The organism is Litorivivens sp., from assembly GCF_057445395.1.
Window position 1 is genome coordinate 1 of record NZ_JBVBUV010000070.1, and the last position, 19,696, is coordinate 19,696.

Below are 19,696 nucleotides of genomic sequence, written 5' to 3' on the forward strand. Positions count from 1 at the left end.
ATACCGATAATCGCAACAACGATCATCAGTTCGATCAAAGTAAAACCTTGTTGAACTTTCTTCATAATATTCTCCAAATAATTTTTGTCGACCAGCCAATGTGACCATTAACAGCTCGAAGCATAAACTCAAAAGCAGAGTCTGTGCCAACAGGCACAAAATTCCGGGTACCCCTTATAAAACAAAGAGATACAAAAACCCCGGAAACCGTGCGAGGCAACAACCACTTACCAAACGTGACACTGGCGGCGCTCAAACCGCCAAATTTTGTCACCTAAAAGTCAAAATCCGCATCCATCCCCAAGTCTTCCATCAACCGCTTGCGCTCCATCCGCTCCTCAATTTTCCGGCGAATGGAGTTATCCCGGCCGCCCATAAACACGCCACCCTCATAACCGTCGGCATCCGGAGAAATATCTTCAAAGGCATCATCGAAATCATCAGTCGCCGCGTCAGACAGGTCTTTCGCCATAACTATCACTCCTCTGTAAATGCGATAGACAAAACCTGAAATTACGACTCGCCGGAACCGGCTCGAGTCAGCCGCCTATTTATGTCGATTTTAGGGATGTGTCAATAGGTTTTTTCGCCATTCTCAAGACGCATCTTCAGAAACAACAAAGCCCCTCAACGTTCTGGTCGTGGAGGGGCTTTTTAAATAGGTGGGTGGAGGCGATCCCTCGCCAAACTCTCATCCCTGAGAACACCCATAAACGCAATGCATAGCATGCTGTCGCGCTGAAAGGAGCTGCCGGAAATCAAGATCGGGAGAGACGGAAAATCGAATAATCCCTTATGAGGCCGTTGTGTTCCTTCGCAACGCGGGACAACTGTATATTCGTTCATATCCAGCCGTCAAGAACAAAAAAATGAACACTGTCACGTAGTTGGCGATTGCGGGCGCCAGGGCCACCTTTTAGTTTTCGCAGGCTAGTCTGTTTATGCCATTTAAAGCGGCGGTTCGATACGCTTCAGCCATCGTCGGGTAGTTGAAAGTCGTCGTGATGAAGTAACGTAGCGAGTTGCCCTCACCCTTCTGTTTCATAATAGCCTGCCCGATGTGGACAATCTCTGCGGCTTCGGCACCAAAGCAATGGATGCCCAGTATCTCCAGGGTCTTGGTATGAAAGAGCAGTTTCAGCATGCCCACGGTTTCGCCGCTGATCTGGGCGCGGGCGGTATCCTTGAACAATGCCCGACCTACTTCGTAGGGAATACGGGCTTCGGTCAGTTCACGCTCGGTTGCGCCAACAGAACTGATTTCGGGCAGGGTATAGATACCCGTAGGCACATCATCCACAAAACGGCACTGCTCTTTTCCGCGCGCCGAAGCCGCTGCCGAGCGCCCCTGATCGTAGGCGGCGCTGGCCAGGCTGGGCCAGCCAATCACATCGCCTGCAGCGAAAACCCCTTCTACGGATGTTTCATAATGCTCGTCTACGGCCAGTTGTCCCCGGTGATCAGCTTGCAAGCCAATACTGTCCAGCGCGAGCCGGTCGGTATTGCCGGTACGGCCGTTACACCACAGCAGAGCATCACCGCGCAGGGTTTTGCCGGATTCCAGTACCAAAGACACACCCCGGTCACTGGCGTTCACGGCGGTGTATTCCTCCCGGTGACGAATCATGACACCCAGATGACGCAGGTGGTAACTAAGGGCATCGGAAATTTCGTCGTCGAGAAATTCCAGCAGGCGGTCCCGGGTGTTGATCAGCTCAACCTTGATACCTAACCCGGAAAAGATAGACGCGTATTCACAGCCAATAACCCCGGCGCCATAGATCAGTATTTTGCGGGGGGTATGCTGCATACCCAGAATGGTATCGCTGTCATAAACGCGAGGGTGATTGAAGTCGATATTGTCGGGGCGATAGGGGCGGCTGCCGGTTGCGATTACCACCTTCTCAGCGGTCACACGTCGCTCGCGACCTTCACGGGTCACCATCAGGGTATGGGCATCGTGGAAACGCGCCACACCGGCAATTACTTCAATGCGATTGCGCTGGTAGAACTTGCTGCGCAACGCCACCTGCTTTTTGATAACGTCGTCCGCCGCTGAAAGCAGGCGCGGGAAAGTGACCGTGCGCGGATCACCCAAATCGCGAAATATTGGGTTCCGATTAAAGCGCATAACCTGCCGCACCGTATGACGCAGCGCTTTTGATGGAATGGTCCCCTGATGGGTACAGGCACCACCCACCCAGGATTGCTGTTCGATTATCGCAACGCGCTGATCATGCTTAATGGCATTCAGGGCAGCGCTTTCGCCCGCCGGCCCACTGCCGATAACGAGCAGATCGTATTGTTTTGTCATTCAGGTCACCCCAGGATTGATCATTCTACACAGGCGCTGGCGCGCCAAAACCCGTCAATCCCCCCCAAATGTCCGGCGACTAGACCAGACTGGCGCCAGTTTACCTCAGTTGCGCACCAATGTGACCGGGACTTTTACAGCAAGCGCGGGTACACTGCCCCGCTTTTGCGAGCCAAGCCATGCCTTCAGAACGCAGCCCTCACATTCGCGAAGCCTACGGCGTTGTCAGCCTGAGCAGTCGCCACCCGGAGTTGCGCCGGCTGAAATCGCAGCAAGACGAGCCCTCTATTCACGGCAACAAGCTGTGGGGCGCCTGTTACCTGCTGATGGACTACCTGACTGAGCGCCCACTGGAGCGCGGCTGCAAGGTGCTCGACCTTGGCTGTGGTTGGGGCTTGGGGGCCATCTATTGTGCCAAAACCTTTGGCGCGCGGGTTACCGCCCTCGATGCCGACCCTGCGGTGTTTCCCTTTCTCCATTTACTGGCCCGACACAACGGCGTAGAGATTACCGAGCAGGTTAAAAGCTTTGACCAACTGAGCTCAGACGAGCTGGCGGAATACGACGTTATCATCGGTGCGGACATCTGCTTTTGGGACGAGCTGGCAGAAGAAGTTCAGAAAGTGATAGACCTTGCAGTTAACGCAGGTGTAGGCCAGATAATTCTCACCGACCCGCAGCGCTCGCCCTTTAATGAGATGGCCGACTACTGTGTGGACACGCACTACGCGGAACTCTTTCAAGTGGAAGTGAATACGCCACGCCGCTTCACCGGTTCCGCCCTCGTCATCGAAAACCGCTAACCCGGCTCTGGTGTTTGCGGGGCCCGGCATCCCAGGGAGCCGTAGCTACAAAATACACAGCATTGGGGTGCACGCACACTCGACGCACACGCAGGGCAGGTCCACAGGCCAGGCCCCCGCCCAGCCGGACGCCGCTCAACGGTTTTGAAACCACACTGCGGACACTGCACTACACTTCGGCTGCCTTCCAGGGCTGTCATAAAACAATCACATTTCCGTCACAAAGTGGAAACGCTGCCGGCGCAGACTCCCAATTGAGGAGAATGCCATGCAGATACTGACAACACTGACACAATACGACACGCGCATGTTCCTTTGGTGCGTTAATAGTCGCCACCAGGCCATGTTAGCGAAAACTGCGCGAATGATCTCACGCACGGGTGATGGCTATCTACAGATTGCACTGCCTGTTGCACTGGCACTGGTCGCCGCTGAGCCCGGACGAAACCTGCTGCTGGCCACGCTGCTCGCCTTTCTGGTAGAACTGCCAATTTACTGGGTACTGAAGAACAGTTTCCAGCGCCGACGTCCACCAGACGCCATTCCCACATTTTCCAGCGTCATCACCGCATCTGACAAGTTCAGCTTTCCGTCCGGTCACACCGCTGCGGCCACTCTGCTGGCCACGCTGGTTTATCTGTACTTTGGCATGGCCGCCCTGCCGCTGATGGTCTGGGCCGCACTGGTGGGTGCTTCCCGGGTGATTCTCGGCGTACACTTTCCGACCGATATTTTGGCAGGCGCAACATTGGGTGCGAGTATCGCTCTGATCAGTTATTCACTGATATGAAGATTCTCTACGGCGTGCAGGGCACCGGCAACGGCCATATTAGCCGCGCCAGGATGATGGCCAAGCACTTTGCCGCACGCAACACCCAGGTCTACTACCTCTTCTCTGGTCGCGATCCCGAGCGCTATTTCGATATGGAAGCCTTCGGGAATTACCAAACCCGAACCGGACTCAGTTTCGCCACGCGCAACGGAGCAATCAGCTACTGGCACACGCTAACGGAAAGCCATCCCGTTCAGTTTGTACAGGAAATCCGAAATCTCGATGTCAGCGGCTACGATCTGATCATCACCGATTTCGAACCCGTTACCGCCTGGGCCGGCAAGCTAGCCGGCAAACCGGTCATTGGCATTGGCCATCAGTACGCCTTCCATCACAACGGCGTACCCAGCAGTCAGCGCTACTGGCTTAGCCGCGTCATCATGCGTTGCTTTGCACCGGTTAGCTTTGGGCTGGGCTTGCACTGGTCTGACTTCGGTGGTCCCATCATGCCCCCCATCATCAACCCGGAAGTTGAAGGGAAAGCAGGCGACAAGATTGTTGTCTACCTGCCCTTTGAAAACCAGCAGACGGTCACCGCCCTGCTGATGCAGTTGCCGGAGTACCATTTTGTCCAGTATTCACCCGAGCTGGAAGACAACCAGTGCCATAATGTGCAATTGCGCAAAACCAGCCTGGCCGGCTTCAAGCGGGATCTCGCCAACAGTCGCGCCGTAATTTGCAATGCGGGCTTTGAATTGATCAGCGAATGTCTGCACATGGGCAAATCGGTGTTGGCCAAACCGGTACTGGGCCAAGGAGAGCAGGACGCCAATGCGCTCGCCCTGCGACAGCTAAAGGTTGCCGATACGATTGAGTCACTTGATCGAAACGCCATTCGCCGCTGGCTGAACAACTGCCCCTCCCGACAGGCCATCATCTATCCCGACGTGGCGGAAGCACTGGTGGATTGGGTGCTGGACGGCATCTACAACAACCCGGGCGCGCTTGCTCGTCGCCTTTGGCAACAAACTAGCAGTGCCTGATCGAAGCACTTTCGCGCGCGCTCCCACCAAAGCAAAATAGCGGACCTCACGTAAGCACAGTACTTGCCGCTGCGCCGCATTAACCCCGCGAGGGAGCCAGCCCTGCAGGCGAATGTGTAAATTCGCGTGAAAAAAAGCCAGCGTACTCCCCTTCCCTGGACAATACGCTGGCCATCACCTCAGTCCACCCCTTATTGTTATTGTTTTTATCTATGCCCGATTGCGCTCAAGCCGATCCCAGACTCCCCTCAAGATAGCGGCGGCGTCTGGCGGGTTTCATTTTGTGGATATCCACCATCACCAGGCCGTCAACGCAATCTGCAAAGTCTGGATCAATATTGTAGGCGGCGAATTGCACGCCACCGGGCTCACACAACTCTGAGTACTGTTTGTACAGTGGCGGTATACTCGTCCCCAGCGCAGCCATCTGCGCCTTGAGCTCGGCAAACTCCGCTGTGTAATCCGCACCGGAAAAATAAGCTCCGCCCTGAGGCTCATAGGGCAAGCGGGCGTTTACCCACTGCCCCTGAGCAGGGAAATGCTTGCGATAGAAATCAATCATCAACTCACGCGCCGGCGCTGGTAATTCATTGCTGATGCTGACCGGGCCAAACAGATACCGCACCTCGTCAAAGCGCTGCAGGTAAGCACCCACACCCTGCCAGAGGTAATCCAGTGCCGCCTTGCCCCAGTATTGAGGCTGAACAAAACTCCGCCCCAGTTCGACGCCCTGCTGCAGGTAGCGCTCTGCCTCTGGCGAAAACTGGAACAGGCTTTGGGTGTACAGAGGCTGTTCCTGTGTCAGTGCCGCACAGCGTGCCAACCGGTATGCACCCACCAGCTCCAGCTGATTGTCGTCCCAAAGCAGAATATGCTCGTAGTAGGTATCGTAGATATCGATATCGCGGCGCTTACCCGTTCCCTCGCCCACGGCGCGAAAACTGATTTCCCGTAAACGACCTAACTCACGCATAACCGGGCTATCTTCACTGGCACGGTAACAATAGATTTCCATACCGTCGCGCGTGGTGCCCAAACGCTCACTGGCGCGCAGAGCCTGACGCAAAAGGCGGCGGTCTTCCGGATGCGCCACCGATTGCATCTGCGGTAGAAAGTGCTTTTCTGCGCGCTGTTGCCGTGCACCCAATTTATAAACATGACGCCTGAACAATTGCGCTTTGGCGCGCTGATTTAAGGGTAAATCACGATAGGATTGAGCCTCCACCACAGGACCAATCGACATTCTGGCGGTGCGGTGATGCTGCTTAAACATTTCCCTAATTAGCCAGAGCGTCGAAAGCGGTTTGGCCAACAGCGACAAAGCATAAAAGAACAGTGAATTACGGGCGTTGATATGAATGGGCAAAATCGGCGCATCAGTTTTACCCGCAAAGCGCAGAAATCCAGTTCGCCAGCGGCTATCGCGCACTCCGTTTGCACGCAGTCGTGAAACTTCCCCCGCCGGGAAAATAATCAGCGCACCGCCGCTATTAAGATGGCCTTCTATATTGCGTAGATTCTGCTTGGGGGTGTTGCCGTTCATGTTATCCACGGGCAACAGAAGTGAACGTAGGGGTTTGAGGCTATATAGCAACTCGTTGGCCACCACCTTCACATCGGGCCGCACCTCACTGATTAATTTCAGCAGGGCTAGACCATCCAGACTGCCGATGGGATGGTTTGCCACGATGACAACTTTGCCTGACACCGGAATCCGCTCTCGCTCCCAGGCCTTTACGCTATAGTCAAAGTCGAAGTATTCCAGCGCCTTGTCAACGAAGTCGAGTCCGCTCAGGTGCGGGTAATCCTTTTCAAACTGTTTGAATTCGCTCTCGTGAAACAGATAGCGAAACAGCGTCGCCAGCGTATTGCGCAGATGCGGATGCTTTTCGGCAATCCCTGGAAAACGTTCACTGATTACCGTATCTACACAGATCATGATGCCATGTCTCCTGACAGCTCGGCTGAACTACATTTATTCACTACACTCATTCACTAAACAGCCGGTCGCAGCGGGATAACTGCCGCTTGGTGCAGATCAACCTGCGAATCAAATTCTTTCAAGATGCGCTGCTTATCGCTCCAGTGCAGCAGCTGCAATTCACCTTCGCTGGTTTCAGTGAGCGCACTGCAGCTTTCAATCCAGTCGCCATCGTTGCAGTACACAATGCCGTCGATCATGCGCATACCGGGCTGGTGAATATGGCCGCAGATCACGCCATCCAGACCACGACGCGCCGCCTCTTGCGCTGCAGCCTCTTCATACACCTCAATTACCTGACGCGCGTTCTTGACCCGTTTCTTGATATAGGTCGCCAATGACCAGTAACCCAGCCCCATTTTTTCCCTGAAGTAATTGCCCCAGCGATTGAGAAACAGCAACAGGTCGTAGGCCATGTCGCCCAGCAGGTGTTCAAAACGGTTAAGCCGCATATGGGCGTCGAGCACATCACCGTGAAACACCAGAAGCTTGCGGTTATCGGCGGTGGTGTGAATTACCTCGTGTTTGATTTCCACCGCGCCCAGCGTTTCGCCCACATGGTCACGCATGGGTTCGTCATGGTTTCCGGGGATATAAACTACTCGTGTGCCACGACGAGATTTTTTGAGAATGGCGCGGATAACATCGTAATGTGCGGCGGGCCAGAAAAAGCGTCGTTTCAACGCCCACAGGTCGATCACGTCACCCACCAGATACAGGGTTTCGCATTCCACGGTGTTGAGAAAGTCCAGAAGATAATCTGCCCGACAATCCCGGAAACCCAGGTGTATGTCGGACAGCCACACCGCTTTATACCGCAGCTTGGATTCATTCAAGAGCTTTGGCTCCATGTCTTTACACGGTGCCAGAGTAATCAGATCAGGTGACGGAGAAAGGACAGTTTAGCGACAGTTTTGTTACTGCCGGTTGAACGGAGAAAATAAGAACTGATCTAAATAGACGCTCCGCGCCAAGTGCCAGACGCGGAGCTCCACAATTTACAGCGCCGGTTAGATTCCCTCTCCGACCATTTCTTGTAACGACAGGCGCGGGTCGCGAATCAATTGCTGCATCCCCTGCTGCACTGCAGGCCCCAACAACCAGACCCACTGCTCAGCAAGCTCCTGCAAGCGCGGGTTTACCACCAGCAGCGCTTTGTCCTCATCTTTTTGCTCTTCCAGCAAACCTTGGTCAATCAGCGCATCAAGGTAAATCCGGAACAGCGTTTTGTCGAAATACTCCGGAGCTTCTCGGCCCGTAAGAATCGCCAAGCGCTGCGCCAGATAAATAATATGCTGTTCAATGGCCGAACGCTCTGTCGGCTTTTCGCTCAGCTGATGAACCAGCAATAAGCTGGACATGGTATAGCGCTCGAAGGCTTCGCGCAGCAGCCGACCCAGACCAATCAGCGCGCTGTATTCGCTGGTACCCATTTCCGGCCGCACCAGCTTCTCGCCTTTGCGATGCAATAAACCCAGTGTGACCATAGCATCTATCAACTCCCGCACTCGCTCATCTGCTTCACGTACTGGCCAGTGCAGAAACAGTTCACGCTTCAAGAAGGGATAGAGGCCCACACAGCGGGCAATCAGATCTTCTTCACTAATGCTGGGGTTATGGCGCAAAAAACGGGCAATTAATGAAGGCAACGCAAACACATGCATCACCGAGTTACGGTAGTAAGTCAGCATGACCGCTTCGTTGCCGGTTACTGTAATTATCGGGCCCCAGGCGTGATCGATGCGGGATAAGCCCGCCGTGCGCGCAGCTGACTCAAAAATTTCTTTCGCCGTCATCTCCGGCAGTACAACATCAGCGCTGTAGGGCAAGGTGCGAATCAACGCCAGAAAGCGGTCGATCTGTGCCAGCAATTCATCTTCCGCCATGGCTCGCTGCGGGCTGGACAACAAAATGGCTGCCACCAGACCAATGGGGTTTACCACCGCCGCCTGGTTAACCCGTTCCATCCCCATTCGCGACAGCCTTTCTATCGCCACCGGCAGCCAGGTTTTGTCCTCTGCCTGCAATTTGGTGCGCCACTGCGGCTCGAGCCGGTTCAGGGCTTCCGAGAGTACGATGGGCTCGCCAAACGCAACGTGGGGGCTACCGTAGGAGGATTTAAATATCTTGCGCGCTTTCAGCAATTCGCCCGCAGACTCTTTTTTCTTACTGGCACCACGCAACTCCTTGGCGTAACTACCGCCTTCGACTAGCTTGTCGTAACCCACATACACAGGTACCAACGCCGCCGATCGGCTGGGCTGCGCCAGAAAGCTTTCAACAACCATCGACAGCATACCGCGCTTGGCTGGCAGCAATCGTCCGGTGCGGCTACGCCCACCTTCAGGAAAAAATTCAACGGGGTAGCCGTGACCTAGCAATACATCGAGGTAGGCTTTGAACACTGCCGTATACAGTGGCTGGCCTGCAAAACTGCGGCGTATATAAAAGGCGCCGCCACGGCGCAGCAGACCACCTGCCGGCCAGAAATTAAGGTTTACCCCTGCCGCGATATGAGGCGGTACCAAGCCGTTGACGTAGAGGGTGTAGGAGATAAGCAAGTAATCGAGGTGACTGCGGTGCGACGGCATATAAATCACGTGGTATTTATTTGCCGTATTACGTAATCGGTCCACATTGTAGGATTTAACGCCGCTGAACAGTTTGCGGAAAACCCAACTCAGTACGATTTCCAGCACACGAATCATACGTGGATCAAAGTTTGCCGCCACTTCGTCTGCCATTTTACGGGCGCGTTTGCGCGCCTGATCACGGCTGATATTTTCGTTCTGGCTCTCCTGCTGAATCGCCTCTCGCACGGTCGGACGGCGCAAGGTGGCACTGATCATCTGCTGGCGAGACAGCAGGCTGGGGCCCAACGTGGCCGTTTTTTGTCGCAGAAAATGGAAGGACAAGCCGCGATGAAACAGCTCGGCGGCGCGCAGCCGGTTCGGCTGCCGCTGCAGAAACTTGTTAAAATCCAGTGGCTCGGCAATATTGACCAGCACCGAACGCCCCTGCACCAACATCACCAACAATTTACGCAGGCCGCCGGCAAATTCTGCATCACCGATCAGCAGCTTAAATAAAGAGGTTTCACTGCCCGGATCGCGCCCCCAGAACAAAGACACTGGCACCATCTGCAAGGCAGGCGCCTCACCATCAAGCCCGAGCTGGTTGATTACATCCAGCAGCTGCACTGGCGAGCGTTCCTCATCCAGCTTCGCCAGCACCGGAAGATAAAGGCAGGTTGCGTGGGCTCCGTCCGGCAGTTTTCCAGAAGGCGCATTGATAACGGGCAGATCATGTTCCCGACACAGGCGCTCCAATACAATGCGATCAGACCAGCTATGTTGCCGCAGCACATAGCACACCGGCTGGTCATCCAAGCGCGCGCGCAAGGCGTCGAGGTTTTCTGGAATAATCTGGGGTTTAACCGCCCACAGTACCGGTCGCATCAGCAACCGAAATAGATAAAACGCCATTCGGCGCAGCCATATCATCGAGTTTCACCCACTCAAACCGGTTTTAGAATAATTACTTAATTGTACCAACTTGCGGTAGCGCCAACCCGTAAGCATAGCAGAGAGTTAGCGCACCCGTTCGCGCAACAGCCAGAACCCCATCGCCGCAATCAGACCACCAAGCATCATCGTCAGCGCCATTGGCAGGGCCGTGCCATCGAGCTGCTTGCCAACGAAAGCGCCGGCAAGTGCCGCCGTTCCCATCTGCAGAAATCCCAACAGCGCACTGGCCGTTGCCGCCATATGGGCGAACGGCGCCAGCGCCACCGACATCGCCTGCGGCATGGTAATGCCTACCGCCGCGGTATAAAACACCATCGGAATAACCACCGCCAACGGATGGTGCCACCCCAGCCAACTTAACAGACCCATCACACCTGCCGCCACACTGCCCAACAACGCACCACCGATCATCACCGGTACCGGATCAAGCCGGTGCATTCGCGCCGTAAACAGACTGCCGCCGATATAACCGGCCACAATTAACATAAACCACCAACCAAAATGTGCTGGCGAAACACCCATAAAATCGATCAGCACAAAACTGCTGCCGGAAATAAAGGCAAAGGCCCCGGAATAAAGCGTCGCAATACCAGCCACCGACACCAGAAAATGCCTATGGCTAAGCAAGTGGCGATAGTTACTGAGAATGGTTGATAGGCGCAGGGCCGTTGGCGCCGGCAGGGTTTCCGGCAGGACCAGCCAGACCAGCACAAGCGCCAGCAAACCGTAGCCTGCCAGCACCCAGAAAATAGAGTGCCAGCTGGTAAACGCCAGCATCCAACCGCCCAACAGGGGTGCCACCACCGGCGCCAGTGCCATGATGGCCGCCATGTAACCGAGTGCCTTGGCCGCTTGACTGGGACCATAGATATCCCGAGCCATGGCACGTCCCAGGGTGGGCCCAACACAGGCTGAAATTCCCTGCATAAAGCGCCAGAAAATCAGTGATTCAATCGTTGTAGAAAGCGCGCAGCCAACACAGGCCACGGTAAACAGGCTAATGCCGCCCAGCAAAATCGGCTTGCGGCCGTAGCGGTCGGCCAGCGGCCCGCACAGCAGATGAAAGGTCGCAAACCCTATCAGGTAGGCGCTCAGCGTCCATTGCACGGCGGGCAGAGTGGTGTCGAAATAGGCGACCAGCGACGGCAGGGCCGGCAGATACATATCCGTGGACAGCGGGCCAAAGGCGACAAAAGCCGACATCAGCAACAGGGTCCAGCGCGATTGTGGGTCGAGGGTTTTCATGCCGTTCCTGGAATACAGGCGTCCTGTTCAACACCGGGAAAGAAAAACGGGGCCCTCAGGCCCCGTTTCAACAAGGATGTCTATTCTACAGCACTTCGAACAGACCGGCAGCTCCCATGCCACCGCCCACACACATAGAGACGACAACATATTTAACACCACGGCGCTTGCCTTCGATCAGGGCGTGGCCAACCATGCGGGCACCGCTCATGCCAAAGGGATGGCCGATAGAAATGGCGCCGCCATTAACGTTCAGCAGGTCGTTGGGAATGCCCAGCTGATCGCGACAGTAAAGCGCCTGGCAGGCAAACGCCTCATTGATTTCCCACAGACCAATATCACCCACTTTCAGGCCGTGGCGCTTGAGCAGTTTGGGAATGGCAAATACCGGGCCGATACCCATTTCTTCGGGCGCCAGACCAGCCACCGCCATACCGCGGTAGGCACCCAGCGGCTGCAGGCCTTTCTTTTCAGCCAGTGAAGCTTCCATCAGACACACCGCAGATGCACCATCGGACAGCTGGGAGGCATTACCAGCGGTAATGTGTTTGCCTTCCTTGATCAGCATGCCATCTTTAAAGACAGGGGCCAGACCCTGCAGGCTTTCCAATGTGGTGGACGGACGATTACCTTCGTCTTTAGTCAGCGTGACCTCTTCGTAGGTGGTCTCTTTGGTTTCCTTGTTGAACACCGCTTTGGTGGTGGTCAGGGGGACAATCTCGTCATCGAACTTGCCTGCTTGCTGGCCAGCAGCTGTACGCATCTGGCTCTGATAGGAAAATTCATCCTGCGCGTCGCGAGAAATATTGTAGCGATCCGCCACAATCTCGGCGGTTTCGATCATCGCCATGTGCATGTAGGGCGTGTGATCAGTAACCGCTTTGGATACATTGCGGTACCCGTTTTTGTGCTTGTTCTGGGTCAGCGAGATAGACTCCAGACCACCGGCCACTGCGATATCAATCTCGTCAGTCATAATCGCCTTGGCGGCATAACCAATGGTCATCAGGCCAGACGAACACATGCGGTCCAAAGAAGCGCCGGAAACAGTCACCGGCAGACCTGCCGCCATCGCACTCAGGCGCGCAATGTTGTAACCCTGTGAACCCTGCTGGGCCGCCGCGCCCATCAGTACGTCGTCTACCTCACCACCTTCAATGCCGGCACGCTCTACCGCGTGACGGATAACATGGCCACCCAATACCGGAGCGTCGGTATCATTGAACGCGCCGCGAAAAGCTTTGCCCATAGCGGTACGGGCGGTTGAAACAATCACTGCTTCTTTCATGGTTGTGCTCCCTTCAAGAGAAAATATGTCAGGCGTGCTGTGAAGAACAGCTGATGGTTTCGCCTGTTAAATAGGAGGAATAGTCTGAGGCCAGAAACATCATCACATTGGCGACTTCCCACACTTCCGCGCCGCGACCATAGGCTTCCCGACCTTCCAGCTCTGCCAGCAGCTCTTCCGGTGCTGATTTTTTCAGCATAGGGTGAACAGCCAATGACGGCGACACCGCGTTGATGCGTACGCCAAAGTCGGCCGCCTCAACCGCCGCGCAACGAGTCAACGCCATCACCCCGGCCTTGGCCGCTGCATAGTGCGCCTGCTCTTTCTGGGCGCGCCAGCCAAGTACCGAAGCGTTATTCACAATGACGCCCGTGCCACGTGTTTTCATAATCTTCATCATGTAGCGGGTCATCCGCATGGTGCCGTTGAGAGTCACATCGATCACTTTGTTCCACTCATCGTCTTCCATATCAATCAGCAGCTTCGATGTACCAAGGCCGGCATTGTTGATCAGAATATCCACGCCACCGAGTTTTTCCTCGGCAAAGTTGATCAGCGCCTGAACGTCATCTTCAATCGCGACGTTACAGGTTTTACCCCACACGTTCTGCAGGCCGGTATCTTCTTTCAGCTTTTCGACTGAAGCCTCCAGGCGACCTTCGTGAATATCGCTGATCACGATGGCGCGGCAACCTTCTTCAACAGCCTTTTTTGCGGCGGCAAAGCCGATACCGGCACCGGCAGCGGCCGTGATCAATACAGACTTGTCTTTCAGCAGGCCGTGGCCGGGGACGTAGGTGGGGTTTTTGATATCCATAACGTTCTCACTTGAGTTTTCGCGGGCAGGGCCCGCTCCCACAATGTCTATTTACTGCGGGAGCTAGCCCTGCTCGCTAATGAATTTACCACTTGGGTTCTTTGGGCATACCCAACCCACGTTCGGCGATGATATTTCGCTGAACCTGGTTGGTACCGCCATAAATCGTATCGGAGCGAACAAACAGGTACAGCGACTGCAAGCGCGTAAGTGTGTAAGGCTCGGCCGCTAATACCTGGCCGGCTTCGCCCTGTACATCCACCGCCAGCTCGCCCAGATCACGGTGCCAGGTGGCCCAGTAGAGTTTGTAGATCAGAGCCTCTTTCTGCAGACTGCCATCGCCGGCGTCGTCTGAAAGCATGCGCATGCTATTAAAGCGCATGATTTTTAACCGCAGGTAGAGATCGGCAATACGCTGCCGCATCACAGGGTCTTTGTCCGCGCCGCTCTGCTTCGCGACTTTGACCACTTCATCGAGTTCATTTTGGAAAGCCATTTGCTGTCCGAGCGTAGACACCCCACGCTCAAAGCCCAGCAGACCCATGGCCACCTTCCAGCCATCTCCGGGCTGGCCAACAATATCCTCGGCATCGCACTGCGCATCGTCGAAGAAAACCTCGTTGAACTCAGAGGTGCCGGTAATCTGTTCAATTGGACGCACCGTCACGCCGGGCTGATCCATCTTGATCAGAAAGAAGCCCAAGCCTTTGTGCGCCTTTGATTCGGGGTCGGTACGGGCAATGACAAAACAGTAGTCAGATTCGTGGGCCAGCGAAGTCCAGACCTTCTGACCATTGATAATCCACTTGCCTTTTGCTTCATCGAAGCGCGCCTTGGTTTTAACGTTTGCCAAATCAGAGCCCGCGCTGGGCTCGGAATACCCCTGACACCACAGCTCAGTACCCGCCACGATCCCCGGCAGGTATTTCTGTTTCTGCTGCTCACTGCCAAAAGCAATAATCGTTGGCCCGGCCAGACCTTCACCAATATGCCCAACGCGACCGGGCGCACCGGCGCGCGCGTACTCTTCGAAGAAAATCACCTGCTGCTCTATAGACAGCCCGCGCCCGCCGTATTCCTTTGGCCAACCAACGCAAGTCCAGCGACCTTCCGCCAGCTTCTGCTCCCAAACCTTGCGCTCCTCCGGGAACATATGTTCGTCGCCGGGGCCACCGCGAAACTTGAGCTTTTCAAATTCGCCGGTCAGGTTTTCTTTTAACCAGAGCGCAATTTCTTCGCGAAATTTTTCATCTTCCGGACTGAAACTCAATTTCATCTTCTACCTCCTCAGTCCAGTATTACACTGGCAACGCGTTCGCGATGATAGGCCGCATTACCCAGCATATGCTCAGAGCCCTTAGCGCGCTTAAAATAAAGGTGCACGTCGTATTCCCAGGTAAACCCTACCCCCCCGTGCATCTGCAATGCTTCGCCGGCATTTTTGAAGTAAGCGTCGGAACAGTAGGCTTTGGCAATACTGGCTGCTTCGCGCAGTTCACCCGCGAGTGGGCCATTTTGCAAAACCTCATCCGCCACACAGGCCGCGTAATAAACGGCAGAGCGCGCCGCTTCAACGCGCAGCATCATGTCTGCGGCTTTGTGCTTGATGGACTGGAAACTGGCGATGGGCCGATTAAACTGAACCCGCTCTTTCGTGTATTCCACGGTGCTGTCGAGCAGCTGCTGGCTGCCCCCCATCTGCTCAGCGGCCAGCGCGATGGTTGCCAGATCCAGCGCTTTATCCAGCACCGGCCAAACCTCGCCCGCCTGTCCCAGCAGGTTGGCCGCATTTACTTTCACCTTTTCGAAAGTGAGATTCGCCATTTTGCGGGTTTGGTCCAGCAGCGGCAGGTTGCTACGCGCCAACCCGGCACTATCGGCGGGTACAGCAAACAGGCTCACACCTTCTTCGCCGCTACTGCCTTCAGCGCGGGCAGCAACCAGAATCAGGCCCGCTGTCATACCATCGACGACAAAACTGCTGTCGCCACTGAGCACATATCCATCACCATCAGCGACGTAGGTCGCTGTAATGGCGTCAGCGCCGCGACCGCCGCGTTTACCGCAATAGGCCAGTGTCGCCGTTAGACTACCTTCACAAATTGCCGACAGGTACTCGGATTTCTGTTCGTCGCTCGCCGCCAACAGCAGGGTATTTACACCAAGGCAAACCGTGGAGTAAAACGGAGCACATAAAAGATAGCGCCCCATCTGTTCCATCATCGCCACCAGCTCGACAAAGCCCAGCCCCATGCCGCCAAACTCTTCCGGCACATGGATGGCCTGCCAGTACATCTCGGCACAAATCTGCTGCCAGAGCGCCTCGTCATAGCCCGAATCTGTCGCCATCGCCTTGCGCACGGCTTCGCTGGTGGACACTTCAGCAAGAAACGATTCCGCTGTGTCGCGGATCATCTGCTGTTCTTCAGTAAATACAAAATCCATTGATTGCCTCGGTAAAGGGCATTAGAAGAGCAATTTCAGCTCAACGTATGCGCCGTCCTGAAAATCGTAATCACCACGCACATCTTCCACTTCAATCTCGATGTCAGACAGGCCGAATTCCAGCGCGGAGTTTTCAAACAACATGATTTGGGCACCCACTTTCCAATCGCGGTAGCCGTCCATATCGTCAAACGAGGTCGAAGACGGGCCATAGAAATAGGACGCAACAAAACTGAAAACGTCGCTGGTGGGGATTTTCAGCTCAAAGCCGAAACCCAGACCCGGGCCTTCAAAGGCATCCAGATCGGCGTAGTATCCTTTAACGCCTACCCGGCCCTGCATTCGGCCGCGCTTTCCCACCGCATAAAAACCGGCGTGATAGATCTCTACATCGTCGTCTTCGTTATGATTGGCGCCAATTTCAACTGAGGCCTTTCCATCTGGGGAGTTGGCATTCAGTGAAAGTCCGGCCATATCGTCACTGAAGCGAAAGCTCAGGTCATTTGCCCAAGCTGGTGTTGCCAGTATTGCCAGCAGAAAAAGCGCTCTTTTCATTGTGTTACCCCTGTGCGTTTTAGTTGGTTTCCGGGATCAGGTTCCCCAGACTTTCTGCGCGGGGACTTCTTTTTTCAACAGCTCCTCCATCGCAGAGCCGATTTCCGCGGGCTTCCACTGGGCACCTTTATCTACGCCATCTGTGGTTCGCCAGCCATCGGCAATGCAGATTCTACCGCCTTCAGACTCAAATACACGCCCTGTGATGTGGGAAGACTCCGCACTACCCAGCCAGGCCAGCAAAACGGACACGTTTTCCGGGGCAAAATGGTCAAAACTACCGTCTTCCGGTGGCGCCATACGCTGGGCCATTTCTGGCACACCCATGGTCATGCCGGTTCGGGCTGACGGAGCAACCGCATTGGCGGTGATGCCATAGCGCCCCAACTCGGCTGCCTGATTCAGCGTAAGCGCGGCGATGCCCGCTTTGGCTGCCGCATAGTTGCTTTGGCCAATGGAGCCCTGCAGGCCTGCACCGGAGGTAGTATTGATGATACGGCCGCTGACCGGCTTGCCTTCTTTACTCTGGCCACGCCAGTAATGCACCGCGTGCGAGCTGATACAGAAATGGCCTTTCAGGTGAACCGCCATAATGGTGTCCCACTCTTGCTCGGTCATCGACGCAAACATGCGGTCGCGGTTAACCCCGGCATTATTAAGCACAATATTCAGGTCACCGTAGGTCTCAATAGCCTGCTTTACGGCGTTAAGGCTGTCATCGTAATTAGTGATGTCAGATGTATTAACGATGGCCTTGCCGCCAGCAGCAGTGATCTCATCGACGACTTTCTGGGCAGCAGCTTCATTAATGTCGTTAACCACCACAGCACAGCCTTCACTGGCAAATACTTTTGCGTGAGCGGCCCCAAGCCCCCCACCAGCACCAGTGATAATTGCTACTCTGTTATCCAGAATTCCCATGTTATTTCCTCCGAATGGGTTGTGCTCCCCTCACCCTGTCCCTCCCCCAGTGGGAGAGGGAACCTCACAACGAGTTCAATGCGCCCCCCTCTCCCACGGGAAGAGGGTTGGGGTGAGGGGTAAATTATTTAAAGTCGTTCAATAATGGTGACGTTAGCCTGACCGCCACCTTCACACATGGTCTGCATGCCGTAGCGGCCACCAGTGCGCTCGAGTTCATGTAACAGGGTGGTCATCAGCTTGGTACCGGTTGCACCCAGCGGGTGACCGAGTGCGATAGCCCCACCGTTCACATTGGTTTTAGCGTGGTCGTAACCGGTTTCTTTCAACCAGGCCATGGCCACTGAGGCAAAAGCCTCGTTGATTTCCACCAGATCGATATCATTCATAGTCATGCCCGCCTTTTTCAGCGCGTATTGGGTGGCCGGAATCGGCGCGGTCAACATCCAGATCGGGTCATCGGCGCGCACGCTGATATGATGGATACGCGCACGCGGCTTGAGGTTATAGCGCTTCAGCGCGTCCTCGCTGACAATCAGCATGGCACTGGCGCCATCACAGGTCTGGCTGGATACCGCCGCCGTAACCTTGTCGCAGCCAAAGAGATAGTCCAGCTCAGCCATTTTTTCGAGGGTGGAGTTGCGCGGGGTTTCATCCATCGCAACACCTTCCAGCGGGATAATTTCGCGATCAAAGCGGCCTTCTTCAATAGCCTTAAGTGCGCGCTGGTGAGACTCGAGTGAATACTCCTCGAGGTCGCGGCGGGAAAAGCCCCACTTGTCCGCAATCATCTGCGCCGATTTAAATTGTGTTGGCGGCTCCGCGCCGTAACGGGCAACCCAGCCCTGCGAACCAGAAAACGGGTCTTTGAAGCCCAGAGGTTCGGCGGCCATCATGGCAGAGGAAATCGGTATCTGGGTCATGGTTTGTACGCCGCCAGCCACGATCACATCCTGCGTACCCGACATCACGGCCTGAGCGGCAAAATGTACTGACTGCTGAGACGAGCCACACTGGCGGTCAATGGTGGTGCCCGGCACTTCGTCCGACAGGCCTGCTGCCAGCCAGCAGGTACGGGCAATATCACCCGCCAGCGGGCCGATGGTGTCTACGCAGCCGAAGATCACATCGTCGTATTCGTTGTCGGGAATACCGTTGCGCTCAACTATGGCTTTCAATATGTGACCGCCAAGATCTGCCGCGTGAACATGGGCCAGACCGCCCTTGCGGCGACCGGTGGGGGTTCTTACTGCATCTACAATGTAGGCTTCTGGCATGACTGCCTCCTGTTTTCCTATGAGGTTTTACCCTCACCTCAGCCCTCTCCCCGAGGGAGAGGGGGCGTAAATTCCATTACGGAGTTCGGCCAAGTTCCCTCTCCCTGGGGCGGTGCGACGTTGCGCGAGGGTCGGGGTGAGGATTGTTTTCTAGAAAGTATTCCCCGCACCCAGCTTGGCATCACCCGCCAACACATAATCCGCAACACGCTGCTTGTGAAACGCCGCATCACCCCAGGTATTGGCATACGCCCAAGCGCGTTTCATATAAATATGCAGATCCACTTCCCAGGTGTAACCCATGGCGCCGTGCACCTGAATGCAGTTCTTCGCTGCCAGATTAGCTGCTTCGCAGGCCGCCAGTTTTACGTGACTCACCGCCATGGAAATATTGTCTTGCCCGTTATCGATCGCGTAAGCAGCGCGTGCCGCCGGTGCCTTGGCGTACTCCAGACGATAGGCAATATTTGCCATGTGATGTTTCACCGCCTGAAAAGTCCCAATCGCTACACCAAACTGCTTGCGCTCGCTGGTGTACTGAACAGAAATATCGATCATACGCTGGGCAAGACCCAGGGCTTCGGCTGCGACGCCTAATGCACCGCCATTCAATGCAGCGTCAATCAGAGATTTCGCCGTATCACCCTCTGCAATTTTCTCAGCCGTTGACGCGTCAAACTCGACCGCAAACAGCCTGCGGGACAGATC

The 19,696-nt window shown here is 55.3% G+C and carries 19 protein-coding genes; 3 read left to right on the forward strand and 16 right to left on the reverse strand.

The window, feature by feature from the left end:
* The 3 genes from AC222A_RS15645 to sthA all read right to left on the reverse strand — a co-directional run.
* Positions 1-65, reverse strand: a 65-nt coding sequence (locus AC222A_RS15645; RefSeq protein ID WP_486775224.1) for a prepilin-type N-terminal cleavage/methylation domain-containing protein, incomplete at its 3' end; no start/stop codon positions are given.
* Between the two features lie 209 nt (positions 66-274).
* Positions 275-472 (reverse strand): PA3496 family putative envelope integrity protein, encoded by a 198-nt coding sequence (locus AC222A_RS15650; protein WP_486775220.1) that lies wholly within the window; start codon positions 470-472, stop codon positions 275-277.
* Between the two features lie 444 nt (positions 473-916).
* Positions 917-2,314, reverse strand: a complete 1,398-nt coding sequence (gene sthA, locus AC222A_RS15655; protein WP_372781843.1) for a Si-specific NAD(P)(+) transhydrogenase — start codon at positions 2,312-2,314, stop codon at positions 917-919.
* 179 nt (positions 2,315-2,493) lie between these two features.
* Here sthA and AC222A_RS15660 point away from each other — a divergent pair, with 179 nt between their 5' ends.
* Complete coding sequence (locus AC222A_RS15660; RefSeq protein WP_486775221.1) at positions 2,494-3,117, forward strand: class I SAM-dependent methyltransferase; 624 nt, start codon at positions 2,494-2,496, stop codon at positions 3,115-3,117.
* On the opposite strand, the gene AC222A_RS15665 is transcribed toward AC222A_RS15660, so the two are convergent.
* On the reverse strand, positions 3,114-3,317 hold the full coding sequence (locus AC222A_RS15665) for a GDCCVxC domain-containing (seleno)protein (RefSeq protein ID WP_372750034.1): 204 nt from the start codon (positions 3,315-3,317) through the stop codon (positions 3,114-3,116). The two genes, AC222A_RS15660 and AC222A_RS15665, sit on opposite strands and share 4 nt — an antisense overlap.
* A gap of 68 nt (positions 3,318-3,385) precedes the next feature.
* On the opposite strand from AC222A_RS15665, the gene AC222A_RS15670 reads away from it, so the two are divergent.
* Entirely contained in the window at positions 3,386-3,907 is a 522-nt protein-coding gene (locus tag AC222A_RS15670; RefSeq protein WP_372750035.1) for a phosphatase PAP2 family protein, read from the forward strand.
* The gene (locus tag AC222A_RS15675) at positions 3,904-4,932 is read left to right on the forward strand and encodes an MJ1255/VC2487 family glycosyltransferase (RefSeq protein ID WP_486775222.1); all 1,029 of its coding nucleotides are present in this window, start codon (positions 3,904-3,906) and stop codon (positions 4,930-4,932) included. The genes AC222A_RS15670 and AC222A_RS15675 overlap by 4 nt, the downstream gene beginning before the upstream one ends.
* Before the next feature lie 226 nt (positions 4,933-5,158).
* On the opposite strand, the gene olsF is transcribed toward AC222A_RS15675, so the two are convergent.
* From olsF to AC222A_RS15735, 12 genes are all read right to left on the reverse strand, one after another.
* The gene (olsF, locus tag AC222A_RS15680; RefSeq protein WP_372764922.1) at positions 5,159-6,871 is read right to left on the reverse strand and encodes a bifunctional ornithine lipid synthase OlsF; all 1,713 of its coding nucleotides are present in this window, start codon (positions 6,869-6,871) and stop codon (positions 5,159-5,161) included.
* A gap of 56 nt (positions 6,872-6,927) precedes the next feature.
* On the reverse strand, positions 6,928-7,764 hold the full coding sequence (locus AC222A_RS15685; RefSeq protein ID WP_372758613.1) for a UDP-2,3-diacylglucosamine diphosphatase: 837 nt from the start codon (positions 7,762-7,764) through the stop codon (positions 6,928-6,930).
* A 159-nt stretch (positions 7,765-7,923) separates the two neighbouring features.
* Entirely contained in the window at positions 7,924-10,416 is a 2,493-nt protein-coding gene (gene plsB, locus AC222A_RS15690; RefSeq protein ID WP_372781856.1) for a glycerol-3-phosphate 1-O-acyltransferase PlsB, read from the reverse strand.
* An 87-nt stretch (positions 10,417-10,503) separates the two neighbouring features.
* A complete protein-coding gene (locus AC222A_RS15695; RefSeq protein ID WP_372749614.1) occupies positions 10,504-11,685 on the reverse strand; it encodes a multidrug effflux MFS transporter in 1,182 nt (393 codons plus the stop codon).
* Positions 11,686-11,770: 85 nt separating this feature from the next.
* Positions 11,771-12,973, reverse strand: coding sequence for an acetyl-CoA C-acyltransferase (locus AC222A_RS15700; RefSeq protein WP_372758616.1), 1,203 nt, complete (start codon positions 12,971-12,973; stop codon positions 11,771-11,773).
* Between the two features lie 28 nt (positions 12,974-13,001).
* Positions 13,002-13,790, reverse strand: a complete 789-nt coding sequence (locus AC222A_RS15705) for an SDR family oxidoreductase (RefSeq protein WP_372749969.1) — start codon at positions 13,788-13,790, stop codon at positions 13,002-13,004.
* Between the two features lie 85 nt (positions 13,791-13,875).
* Entirely contained in the window at positions 13,876-15,066 is a 1,191-nt protein-coding gene (locus AC222A_RS15710; protein WP_372749970.1) for an acyl-CoA dehydrogenase family protein, read from the reverse strand.
* Positions 15,067-15,077: 11 nt separating this feature from the next.
* A complete protein-coding gene (locus AC222A_RS15715; RefSeq protein WP_372758550.1) occupies positions 15,078-16,235 on the reverse strand; it encodes an acyl-CoA dehydrogenase family protein in 1,158 nt (385 codons plus the stop codon).
* Positions 16,236-16,256: 21 nt separating this feature from the next.
* Positions 16,257-16,790, reverse strand: coding sequence for a YfaZ family outer membrane protein (locus AC222A_RS15720; RefSeq protein WP_372749128.1), 534 nt, complete (start codon positions 16,788-16,790; stop codon positions 16,257-16,259).
* A gap of 36 nt (positions 16,791-16,826) precedes the next feature.
* Complete coding sequence (locus AC222A_RS15725) at positions 16,827-17,711, reverse strand: SDR family oxidoreductase (RefSeq protein ID WP_372749127.1); 885 nt, start codon at positions 17,709-17,711, stop codon at positions 16,827-16,829.
* Positions 17,712-17,839: 128 nt separating this feature from the next.
* Positions 17,840-18,988, reverse strand: coding sequence for an acetyl-CoA C-acetyltransferase (locus tag AC222A_RS15730; protein WP_372749126.1), 1,149 nt, complete (start codon positions 18,986-18,988; stop codon positions 17,840-17,842).
* Positions 18,989-19,138: 150 nt separating this feature from the next.
* On the reverse strand, positions 19,139-19,696 hold a 558-nt coding region (locus tag AC222A_RS15735), incomplete at its 5' end, for an acyl-CoA dehydrogenase family protein (protein WP_486775223.1).